Origin of the sequence: Dyella choica, assembly GCF_003977665.1 — a bacterium.
Lineage (GTDB): Bacteria > Pseudomonadota > Gammaproteobacteria > Xanthomonadales > Rhodanobacteraceae > Dyella_B > Dyella_B choica.
On the sequence record NZ_RYYV01000002.1, the window covers coordinates 423,423 to 435,530 of the forward strand.

Below are 12,108 nucleotides of genomic sequence, written 5' to 3' on the forward strand. Positions count from 1 at the left end.
TACGCATTGGTCCCATGTGGATTCCGCGCCGGCCTCCAATGAGGCCGTCCTCTCGTTTCTTTCCAACCAGGGCAAAAGTGTCCCTGAGAAGGTCGCCACGCCATGCGCGTATGAAAACAGGCCGGCCAAGCCAAGCCCATTTCGCTGCGACGAATTTTGCGACGCCCCTTTGCACGCCGTGCGGCTCGCGGCTGGAGCGTCTCAATGGCTGGAGCGTGTGGCTGCTGTCAATGCCGAGATCGCTTCCTCCAGCGGCTTCATGACGATTTTCGACGTATCTTGCTGCTCCAATTGCGCTTGAATTGCCGTCGCCAACGACACAATGCCCGAAAGCTTGAACAGTCTGGCAACACCGAGAATGCGGTGCACGGCATTCCAGGCACGCCTCCAGTCCTGGCCATTCATCGCCCGCACCGCCACGTCCAGTTCCTGCTCAAGATCCGTCAGGATGCGGTCGCGCAACCATGGCCACTCTTCCGCGGGAATGCTCGCCGGTGGCAGTATGGGAGGCGTCGAAAGTTCGGGCGCACCGAATACTTGCTGCAAAAGCGCGCGAAGCCGGTCGATCTCCATCGGCTTCAACAGCACCGTATCCGCACCGGCATCCAGGCATGCCTGCTGTTGTGGCTCCATGGCGTTGGCGGTGAGTGCGACCAGACAGACCCGCCGTGCCGTGCCCGCTTCACGCGCACGGATGTGGCGGATCAAGGTTTCACCATCCATTTCCGGCATGGCGCAATCGGTGATCACCAGCTGGTAAGCATGTTTTTCGTAGGCCTTCCAGGCTTGCATACCATCGTCGGCGGTATCGAATGCCTGCACGCCGAGCGCCTGGAGCTGGCGGGTCAGCAACTCCAGGTTGAGGGACTGGTCTTCCACCAGAAGGATCGAATGGGCCGGAACGTCCCATGCTTGCCGGGAACCGGATGCTGCCGATGCGACGTGGGTGATCGACCGCCTGGAGTCACTGTCCGTCGACATTTCCGTGGCGCCGTTCGCGCTCTTGTCGACCGGCAACTCAAGCGTTACTTCCATGCTGGTCCCCTTGCCGACTGCGCTGTGCAGACTGATGCTTCCACCCATCGCTTCAACCAGCCGCTTGCAGATGGCCAGCCCAAGGCCGGTCCCGCCGTGATGACGAACACCGGCCTGCACAAAAGGCTCGAACAGGCGTGCCTGTTCTGCCTCATCGATACCGACGCCGGTATCTCGCACGGCGACGGTCAGTCTCTGAGTCAGGGTCAGCGGATCAACGGACAGCGCTTCCACCGCCACCTCGATGCTGCCGCTATCCGTGAACTTCAGCGCGTTGCCTACGAGGTTCAGCAGCACCTGGGCGAGGCGTTGCCCATCGCCGACATGGCCGGCCGCCACCAGCGAGCTGACCAGTATGTCGAAACGCAGGCCCTTGCGGCGCATTTCCGGTGCAAACAAGCCAACAACACTGTCAATGACTTCGCGCAGTGAAAACGGACTGTGCTCGATAGTCAGGCGGCTGGATTGACTCTTCGAAAAATCCAGCACGTCGTTGAGTATCCGCAGCAGCGTAGCCGCGGCGCCGCGGGCCATGTCGAGCAAGTGCTGGTCATCCGCGTGCATGCGCGATCGGTCCATCAACTCCAGGACGCCGATGACACCGCTCATGGGCGTGCGAATTTCATGACTCATGGTGGCCAGGAACACGTCTTTCACGCGTGCAGCCCGTTCGGCTTCCTGCTTGGCGCGGGCCAGCGACTCTGCCTGTAGCTTGAGCTGGGTCACATCGCCCAGATAACCGGTATAGATGCAGCCTTCTTCCGTACTCTGATGGCATACGGCTTCGAGTCGAACCCACACTTGGGAACCGTCTTCACGAGCAAGTACCAGCTCCTGCTCGACGCAGGTGTGATGTCGCCGGGCGTGAAGCAGCGCCCGCCAAAGACGCCAGCGCGCCGATGGAGACACCGAAGGCAACCAGCGCGGCGAATTCGACATCAGCTCGTCTTGCGAAAATCCAGTCAGTGTCTCGGCATAAGGGTTGATAAAGACCGGTAAAAAGCCTTTCCCAGGCACATAGCGCACCTGAAACAGCACGGCCGGCAGCATGTCGGTCAATTCGATCAGCTGCCGTTTCAGCGCGCGCTGCTGCCGCTCCATGGCGCGCAAAGGGGAAACGTCGACTAGGATGCCCAGCACGGCGCGAGGCCGCTCCTTTTCCTCGCGCACCATCTGCAACCAGTAGATAACGTCATGCAGATCTCCCGAATGGGACCGGTACTGCAGCTCGCCATGAGCCAGCTTTCCGGTCGAAAGGACTTCTCGCGTGAGCGCTTCCAGCCGGTCGTTACTGGCCGTCTGCATGGGATGGACTTCGCTTGCGGTTCGGCCGATCAGATCCTTGGCCTGGCGGCCCACGATCTGCTGGAAGGCGGAATTGACCATGACGTAGCGGCCCTGCAGGTCCTTCACGAACACTGGCGTGGGCAACGTAGCCATCATCGACTCAAGAAAGCGGAGCTGGAATTGAAGCTCTTGCTGCGCCTGGCGGCGCCGATAAATCTCCCTGCGCAGATAGACGATGATCAGCCCCAGGACGATGATCGAGACGAAGATCACCAGGCCGATCGGCGTCAATACTTCCCATAAAGTGCGGCGCGGTACGCCATATTCCAGCGACGTCGGCAGCCAGGTATTTTGAACGCGCTCGCGTTCTTCTTCGGGAATGGCCTTCAGTACCCTGTCCATCAATACGCGCAAGGGTTCGTATTGAGGCGCCAGGCCAAAGCTCAGCGAGCGGCTATAACCGGTCGCCCCGGATACATAAAGGACGCCAGCATGGCTCTGGCGGATCAGACGCTGTGCAACACCGAGATTGCCGACGAACGCATCAACCTGGCCGCGGGCGACCAGCTGCAGACCATCCTGCACGGACTTGACCAGCACGCGCTGGAAGGCGATCGACGTATTCAAGCCAGGAGACGGCCCGGTTCCGCCGTTGTCGACCTGGGCTACGCGCAGGCCGTCAAGATCATGGATATCCTCGAGCCGGCGTCCGTTTTTGGCCACGATCACTTCGGGATAGTTGATATAGGCTTGCGTCAGGACAAACGCAGCCGTGAGCTGGCTGGTGTTCGACACCGCCACCAGCACCTCGATCTGCCCATTGTTGGCCATCCCTACCGTGTCGACCCAGGACGGGCTGTCCACGCGCTGCACCTTGATATGCAGACTCTGGACGATGTATTGGAGGTAGTTCGCCGAAATGCCATCCAATTGGCCTTTACGGTTCACGAAGGCATAGGGCGCCCAATTGGGGTCCATGCCCAGCCGCAACGTCGGCAGTCCGGCCAGATAGGCGCGCTCGTGGGCCGTCAACGGAATATGCAGATCATAACTGGCCGCATTGCGGGGGCCCTCCACGAACTGCGCATCAGCAAACGCGGAGCCTGCCAGCGCCCACGCGCAGAACGCCAAAATCCGCGCCAGGCGCAGGCGCCTCATCACCTCTTGGAGCCTCATAGCCCTACCTTTCGCCGGTGCCAGAGCCCAGATCGACGGGGCGATCCGGGTCCAGCCATTCCTGATGGGTGGTCACCCGCCACGGCTATTCTGCCATGGGTTTCCACTGCCTCGCGCTGGCGGACGCCACGACGAAAAATGGGGCATTCATCGGCCACAACAAGCCGGGGAATGATGATTTTTCCACTAATCCTGACGCCGTCTTAGCACAATGGCCAAGCTCAGACTTCAAATAGCCCGGCAAGTTGCATCCGGGATGTCACGAATGGCGGTCATGCCGCGTTGCCATCAGGCTCCCAATAGTCCACCCATCTGCGCGCGACGTGGAAGATTTCTGCTCCAGACGCATGGCTGCGCGCGCTGTGAAAGAGAAGCCATTGATCAGTCAATCCAGTGGCCGCGCATGCCACATCGGCCGCTCCGATGGACAGCGGCCAAAAGCCAGCGCAGAGGATTTCAACTCGAGCACAATCCACGGGCATCCCATTCATGAGTACCGCTATAGTCGATGGCGAGTAGCGCATTTCAAACAAAGATTTTCATCGAATATGAAATCTATGGCGTAATTCAAAGGTTCGCCGACGCAAATATCATTGGCGCAAAATGGCATCCAATATTCCACTACATGGTATCGCCATCGAAGATCACCGCCCCCGCTTTCGATGACATCCGGCTGACCAAGACGCATTTCGACGTGCTTGCATTTTGTCATAGCGGGAGGAAACTCCCTGGCGAAGGTGGCATCATCACATCTTATCCAGCCAGCCAGTCGAATGGGCGAGCAAGAAGTATCAAACTTGAACAGAGCCATCCATTTATCGACCAGCCTTGACCTAGGCATATCTCATTCCTCCTTGATAGATCAACCACTCCGTGATTCCCAAGACGGATCGGCATCCTGCTAACCGACATTGATGCAAAACGATCCATCACAAATGAATATGAACAACACAACGATGGCAAACAACAAAAGGCAATCCAGCCAACATTTCTTTACGATGTCCATATACCCCCTTCCTTATACTTACCGTGAATTACCATCACCCAAATCAACGATCAAAAGCCAGATCATCAATGTAACCACCCCTGCGCGACAGGTGCCTTTTGCCGTTCTTTTTCGCGACGGAAACGCTGACTTACGTACGTCATACCCCTGCTCGCCACATCGAGACGAGGGATATACGACACACGATTCACAATCCGCATGAGGATAAAGTGAACCTATTTTTCAAATATTACTATGCGCTATAAATGGGTTTCAGACGATTACAAGCTCACCGCACGCTTGACTGTCACGCCACCCCGCTTCAGCACCAGCAATGCTTCGGTTCCACCACCATTCCGATTCTTCAATTGAAAACTTCCTCCATGCAAGCGCACCAGCCGGTCCACGATCGCCAAGCCCAGGCCAGTCCCGGCAGCACTCGAACGACCGACGTCCGCACGAACGAAAGGACGTATCAAATACCTGGGGTCTTGATCGAGCGGCAATCCAGGTCCACGGTCCAATACAGCCAGATGGACCCGTCCATGGGCACACCAGGTCTTGACCTCGAGGTCGGCGCCACCATATTTGCAGGCGTTATCCATCAGATTGGTGATGATTCGCGACATCGCCACGGGCCTGAATCGCAACATGAGCGGCCCGCCCAGATTCAAGTGAAAAGCGTGTCCGCTTTCACTGAATAATTCCGCCAGTTGCCGAATCAGGGCGTTCAAATCGCCTTCGAGCGGCGCTTCCAGATGATTGTTTCTTATGTAATCGATGAACTGGCTGATAATGGCGTCGATCTGGTTGATGTAGCGAACATGGGTTTCCTCTCCCGCATGCCCATCCATGGCCAGCGCCAGCCGTAGTTTGGTCAGTGGCGTACGAATATCATGGGAAACGCCCGCCAGCATCACCGCGCGCGTCGACTCCATTTCCTCCAGGCTGGCCATCATCATGTTGAATTGCTCGGCAACGTCCGCCAGCTCGCTCGTACTGTATTCGCCAAGTCGTTCCGGACGTGCGCCATCCCGCACCTTTCTCGCTGCCGCTGCAATATCCTGTAGCGGCTTGCTAAGCCGTTGCTGAATCAGGAACGCCGCAGTCATGGCGAGCGAGGTGATGAGCACCGAAATCATCACTCTTGATAAGGTGATTCGCCACTGCAGCGGCGGCCCTACGCGGGACGCGATCCAGTAATAGCGCCCGCCAACATTGATATGGGCCAGCAATTGCGGATGCGGCTGATTACGCCAGCGAATGGCTATGCCTGGCTTCACGTTGCGCTGAATGGTGTCGAAGAACAAGGCAGCAAGCATGCTCTTGGGGCGAGGCTCCTCTGCCGGAGGATCACCCGTCAGGATCTTCATCTGACCGCTTTGGTTGATGCTGTCGATGTATTTGTCCCGCTGCGCCAGATCCTGGTCCGCGCTGACTGCATCCAGGACATTCAGCTGCGAAGCGACCAGCACCCCCAGCTCGATGACCCGGGGGCGTTGCATGAAATCGAAGACGAGCATGCTGGACACGTGCACCGTCACTGCCAGGGATACGAGCAAAACCAGGTTTCTTCCCAGCAGGGTCCGAGGCCAGAACTTAAGCTGGGTCACAGTCGGGTACAAAGACATAGCCGATGCCCCAGACGGTGCGGATATAGCGTGGCTTGCGTGGTTCTTCCTCGATCTTCCGGCGCAGGCGCAACACTTGTACATCCAGGCTTCGGTCCATGGATTCGTGGTCACGTCCGTGGATCTTTTCCAGCAGATGGTCGCGACTCAGCGGCCGGTGCGGATTGGAAGCAAAGACCCGCAACAACTGAAACTCCATGCTTGACAGGGTGATCGCCTCAGCGCCCCGCGTCAGCCGCATTTTCGATACGTTCAAGGCGAACGGCCCGAAAGCCTTGATCTCGTCGTCGTCCCACGTGGAGTCGGTATGCAGCATGCGTTGGCGCCGGAACATGGCGCGCAAGCGCGCGACCAGTTCACGCGGGTCGAAGGGTTTGGACAGGTAGTCGTCAGCGCCCATTTCGAGACCGAGGATGCGATCGATCGGGTCGCCCCGTGCGGTCAGCATCAGCACCGGAATGGTTTGCCCCGCGGCACGCAGGCGCCGGCAAACGGACAAACCGTCCTCGCCCGGCATCATCAGATCCAGTACCAGTGCATCGTAGGGTTCGCGTTGCAGATACCGATCGAGCTGCTCAGGATTTTCCACGGCGCGCACGTCAAAGCCGTGATCTCCCAGGTAGCGGCGAAGCATGCTACGCAGTTCGGCATCATCGTCCAGTACCAAGACTCGGGGGGGCCCGTCATTCACAGCTAACTCCTTGCTGATCGATCTGACGGACACCTGTTTCATGGCCGAAAGATCAAGCACCATTCTGGCCCATCCACACACCGCCTTCCTATGCCTGTAAGAGTTTGTAACAACTTCCCGCGGCACGCGGCATAATTCTCATCCTAACACGTGACTGAGTTCAGCCATCCCTTACGCACGGCTGGAGGAAAGAACCAGCTTCAGGCCCAGCGCGCAAAAGCCGGCGGCAAAGCTGCGCCGCAACCATGCTGTGACCTGGGGCCGTGCAAGCACGTATGTCCGCATGAACGACGCAAACACACCGTAGATCGCAAAGGTCACCAGTGTCATCAGCATGAAGACCGCACCGAGCGCCAAAAGCCGCAGCATGGGCGACGGATCGTCCCTGGCGATGAACTGGGGCAGAAAGGCCAGGAAGAAGATCGGCAGCTTCGGATTGAGCAGATTGAGCAGGACGGCCGAGCCGATCATCTGCAAAGGCGGGCGCGCCGCATCGTCCTGGCGCGGATCAAGCGCACTGCGGTCGCGCAGCGTGCGCCAGGCCATATATAGCAGATAGGCGGCGCCGAGGTATTTCAATAGCCCGAAGGCGAACTCACTGGTGCGGAAGAGAGCTGCCAGTCCAAGTACGGCAACCGCCATATGCGGTAGGATGCCGAGGGTGCAGCCGATGGCCGCCAACAGGCTGGCGCGTGCGCCGCGCGACAACCCGATCGACACCGTATAAAGCACCCCCGTTCCTGGGGATGCCACGACCAGGAATGACGTGAGAAGAAATTCGGCGTTCATACGCCGACATCCGCGACTTCGTTCGTTCGTATGGAACCAGCCGGAACTCTACTGCCCGTGACCATGCGTGTCTCTCCTCGTGAAAGCGGGAAAGACGTCACGATCGCAAACCCGGCCGCATGCCGTCTTGAAGAATATTGCAGCCGCGGATGCCTCGAGATGCACTAAGCCAGGGCGGCGTGGTAGCGCGCCGGCGTAATGCCGAGCTGGCGAACGAAAGCGCGGGTCAAATGGCTCTGGTCGGCAAATCCGCTAAGCGCAGCTGCCTCGGCAGCACAATGCCCTTGCGCCAGACATCGCCTGGCCAAGCGAACCCGCTGCTGGATACGGTACGCGTGCGGAGTGGTGCCCATGTCGCGCATGAAGCCCCGGATCAGTTGAAAGCGGCTCATGCCACAGGCCGCTGCCAACTCGCACAAAGGAGTGGCCGCATCCGGCTCGGCGTCGATCCATTCAACCGCTCGCGCGATCGCCGGTGATGTACGCGGCAGCCGCGGCCCACTCATGCGATATCGCTGCATGATACGCACTAGGCAGGCAAGCAGCTGCTCTTGGGCGTCATCGCAGCTTGCGCCGACAGATTCCAGCGAGCCCAGCAGCTTTATCACCTCCGCTGCCAAGGAACGGTCTCGCGCGACGGGCCGAAACTCCACGTCGCCACCGCCCAGTTCATCGGCCAGCTCGCGCAGCACCAGGCTGGGTTCGAGATAAAGAATATGCCACTCACGCGCGCCGCCGATCGGTGATCCATCGTGCATCTCGCCAGGATTCACCATGATCACATCGCCCACGGCGGATTCCACCGTACCTGCCCCGCTCCAGGATTTCTGGGCGCCGGCGGTGATCACGCCGATGCCGAACTGATCGTGCGCATGGCGGGGAAACGCATGCTCGCTGAACAGAGACCAGGCTTCCACGCCAGGCAGGCGGGATCGGTGCGGAATGATCTGATGGGTTTTCATCGAGGCTGACAACTGCGAGTGCTCGGCCGTTTCGTCCGCCAAGATACGCCAAACGGGCCTGTCTCGCACAGCGTGCAGGCAGTATGCATGACACAAATCAGAGCATCCCTAGGAAAGCTCTGGATTTATTCAGAGCTTCCGCGGTGCAAGGATGCACCGCCCACGAATCAAGCACGTAAGTGCTTGATTCGTGGTAGTGGCGTGCGGACAAATCCGCAGGGAGCGGATTTGGCCAGCCCATGGCTGGCCCGTAGGGCTTGCTCCAGGAATGGAGCAAGCACATGCGTCGCGCGACGCGTCTGAAAAAAACCAGGACGGATTTTTTGACCATCCCTAGGGATGGCCCCAATGGACGCTGTTGAGCGTTTGCTTCCCAATAGGGGTCTTTCCCCACTGATACAAAGGCAGCACATGATCCCGCGCGACTTTGATGCCTCCGCCGCCGTCACCGCACAAACCACGCAATCGCAACAGCCATCGCAGCAGCCGCAACAATATCGCGTGCAACGCACTGATACATCCGTGGATGACATCGCAAAGCATTTTGCGGTCACAACAGATGCCATAGTGCATGCCAACCCGGGCAAGTTCGACCAATCTTTGAAGGTCATGCCCGGCGATGTACTGACGATTCCGGCGAGCGATCCCTCCAGCTCATCCCCCCGCGATGCGACCGCGCCCGCCACGACACCGCAACAACAGGTGGACAAGGCGTTGGCGGACTTGCATGCGGCAGAGCAGACCAGCCCGCACAATCGCATGGAGGCTCAGGCTCTGGCTGACTCGCGCGCCCAACTGCAGGATAAGCTCAACCAAGCAGTGGACGCCGAGGTCCAGGCACGCCTCAGCGAGAAACCTCCCGTCGACACTTCGCTCACGCCGCAGCAACGCAAGGAACTGGGCGAGACCGCTCCCAGTGAAGCCGACCGCGCAGCGGGCATCCGCCAGGACATCGTCGATCACTACAAGGGTGACGCCGATGTGCAGCAAGCGGTGGATACGCAGGAGGCGAATACGATCCTGCGCAATGTCGACCAGGCAACCTGGTACACCAATCCCAAGGAAAAGCTGCAAGCGCTGGATGCGGAGCTGCAATCGGCCTCCTCCGACCAGGTGCGTTCGATTGCAGGCCGGCAGAGCACCTATCTCGGCATCGTGAAAGCTGCCTCCGACTGGGCCGCGCAGCCGTTCAACGGCAATACCCAGTTCCAAAACGACGGTCAGTTCGCGAAGGCTGCGCAGGGCGCGGACGATGCCTCCGCCCGCTACGTGGATATGCTGTCCGGCATTTCGTCGCAGCAAATGCGTGCCGACCTGATCGCGAACGCAACGCCACAGCTCGACCAGCTGGCTCATTTCGCCTCTTATTACCTCGGCGCGGACCAGAACCAGCACGTGAGCAACGCCATGACGAATCTTTCGTCCGTGGTCGGCATCCTGGGGCAACAGGACCGGGCCGCTGCGCAATCGCTGGCCGGCGACCTGGTCGACCACATGACCATCGGACGCGCCTGGACCGGGGGGGACAGCAAAATAGAATTGCTCACCGACGCGGTGAAACAGTCCAGCGATCCGACGCTGGCCTTGAGCATCATCGATCACGTACGCGGCAATGGCAAAGACCCCATCGCGAACAACTGGGCCGACAACGCACGCGGCCAAGTGTTTCAGGCGGTCGCCGATTCGCGCAACAAGGTGGGTGCGGACCTGCAGGGCTACGTCAGCCTGACCGGCGAATTGGGCAGCCTGATCGCCAAGGAAGGCCAATCGATGACGGCGGATCAGCTGAACCAGGCCATCGACGCCTACAGTAAACACAAGGGCGCACAGTGGGAACAGAACGTGGCTCAGTCACAGCAGCAGCTGGCGGCTGACGGCAAGTCGCTGTTATCGCAGGAGGCGGCCTTGGGTGCCTGGTTTGCCAACCACCCTGACGACGCCGATGCTGCAGGCAACAACATAAAATCGCTGGTGAACGATCAGAGTGCCCAGGCCGCCATAAAGCTTGCAGTGCAATTCGATCCGACGCTTATGCAAGGCGAACAGGGTCAGAACATGATTACCTTCATGGCGCAGGCCGGCAAGGTCGCCGACCAGGGAGGTCGCAAGATGATCCAGGAGCTAGGCACTAATTACGTCAAGGGGCGCATGAGTCAGATCAGCAGCGAGCTGGCCGCGAACAATGACATTGCCACTCGCTCAAAGGCGCTCGACGAACTGACCGAACTGGGTAACAACAAATCGCTCGCCGCCATGCTGGGCTTGAGCGACGCCAAGGTGGTCGACCTGAAATCCGCCACCGACTTGCTCAAGAAGAACATCAATGATTACAGCGCGCTGTCCGACGCAGCCAAGAGCCCCGATACGCTCAAGGCGGCCCTGCAGAGCAATCTTGATGACACCAAAAACGCGCTTTCAGGGATCAAGGGGTTTGCCAGCGGCACGCCGATCAGCAACGTATTTCGCGCGTTCAGTGTCGCCGCGGCGGGCTTCAGCATGGTCAACGCCTACGACAAGGCAGGCACGCCCAATCAGAATCCGAACGGGTGGGTTCAAGCGCGCAACGATCTGTCGGCCTTCGCAAGCACCGTCGGCTTCTCCCAGAAGACGGTGGGACTGGCAACCAGTATGGGCTTGGTCGGTCGTGACAGCCTGATAGGCAAACTTGGCGCGCGCGGGGTGGACCACTTCGCCAATTATCTGTCGGGCGGCATCGACGTATGGAAGGCCGGCGAAGATTTCAACAAGGGCGACAACACCGAGGGCGGGCTGTATGCGATGACAGGCGTTGGTTCGATCATGTGGGCGGCAGGCAATGCAGCTGCCGGCGGCGAGGGCATGTTTGCCGGCGCCCTCGCCGGCGGCGCCGAGGCGGGCAGTTGGGCCGGTCCGATCGGCATCGGCCTCGTCGCGCTGGGCACCATGGGACTGATGGCGTACCAGGACAAGAAAGCCAACGATCAGGCAGTGCCGGGCCGCGATGCGTTCCTGCAAGGACTTGGCTACAACAAGAGTGCGGCCAATGCTCTTGCAGCGTGGCATAGCAACGACGATGCTGCGCCTACAAGCATGCTGATGCGCTACGGCGAACTGCATGGCCTGAATCCGCAGCAGACCATGACCTGGTTCAATGGCCTCAACGCGGACCAGCAGAAAACGTTTGCCGGCGCCATGCTGTCTGCGCTGGACACCGTGGGCGGCGATGCGAGCAAGTTCCAGGCGACGTCCAAGAACGACCACAATTGGGACGACATGGCCCAACACAACGAGTTGCTCACCGGCAACGTCGACCATGGTATTTTCGGCAGCGGCCCCGGGGTTTTGCTGGACGGAAGTTTCATGGCCTCAACCGGCTTTCCGGTGAATACCGAAGAGCAACCTGATTCGGCACATCAGCTCGACATAACGCTACAGGACCTGCTCGGGGCGAATCCGGCTTGAGCCTCTGCTCCCTCCCCTACGTGTAGTGGGGGAGGGAACGTAGGCTAGGATGACAATCCCAGCATCGTGAAGGTTGCATGTAGGGCGACGCTGGGTTTGACAACCCAGCTT

Annotated in this window: 7 protein-coding genes; 2 read left to right on the forward strand and 5 right to left on the reverse strand. The window is 59.5% G+C overall.

Annotated features, from left to right (window positions below; translation table 11 throughout):
• Positions 1-201 precede the first annotated feature (201 nt).
• Entirely contained in the window at positions 202-3,498 is a 3,297-nt protein-coding gene (locus tag EKH80_RS04390) for an ATP-binding protein (protein ID WP_126683501.1), read from the reverse strand.
• A 508-nt stretch (positions 3,499-4,006) separates the two neighbouring features.
• On the opposite strand from EKH80_RS04390, the gene EKH80_RS04395 reads away from it, so the two are divergent.
• Positions 4,007-4,330 carry a hypothetical protein gene (locus EKH80_RS04395; protein WP_126683502.1) on the forward strand — a complete coding sequence of 108 codons (324 nt, stop codon included), beginning with the start codon at positions 4,007-4,009 and terminating at the stop codon, positions 4,328-4,330.
• 434 nt (positions 4,331-4,764) lie between these two features.
• Here EKH80_RS04395 and EKH80_RS04400 read toward each other — a convergent pair whose 3' ends face one another.
• The 4 genes from EKH80_RS04400 to EKH80_RS04415 all read right to left on the reverse strand — a co-directional run bounded on the left by EKH80_RS04400 (position 4,765) and on the right by EKH80_RS04415 (position 8,556).
• On the reverse strand, positions 4,765-6,006 hold the full coding sequence (locus tag EKH80_RS04400) for an ATP-binding protein (RefSeq protein WP_158628742.1): 1,242 nt from the start codon (positions 6,004-6,006) through the stop codon (positions 4,765-4,767).
• Between the two features lie 76 nt (positions 6,007-6,082).
• Positions 6,083-6,805: a response regulator gene (locus EKH80_RS04405; protein ID WP_230473413.1), complete on the reverse strand. Its 723-nt coding sequence runs from the start codon at positions 6,803-6,805 to the stop codon at positions 6,083-6,085.
• Between the two features lie 171 nt (positions 6,806-6,976).
• Complete coding sequence (locus EKH80_RS04410) at positions 6,977-7,594, reverse strand: LysE family translocator (RefSeq protein WP_126683504.1); 618 nt, start codon at positions 7,592-7,594, stop codon at positions 6,977-6,979.
• Positions 7,595-7,758: 164 nt separating this feature from the next.
• Complete coding sequence (locus EKH80_RS04415; RefSeq protein ID WP_126683505.1) at positions 7,759-8,556, reverse strand: AraC family transcriptional regulator; 798 nt, start codon at positions 8,554-8,556, stop codon at positions 7,759-7,761.
• 411 nt (positions 8,557-8,967) lie between these two features.
• On the opposite strand from EKH80_RS04415, the gene EKH80_RS04420 reads away from it, so the two are divergent.
• Complete coding sequence (locus EKH80_RS04420) at positions 8,968-11,997, forward strand: LysM peptidoglycan-binding domain-containing protein (protein ID WP_126683506.1); 3,030 nt, start codon at positions 8,968-8,970, stop codon at positions 11,995-11,997.
• Positions 11,998-12,108: the final 111 nt, after the last annotated feature.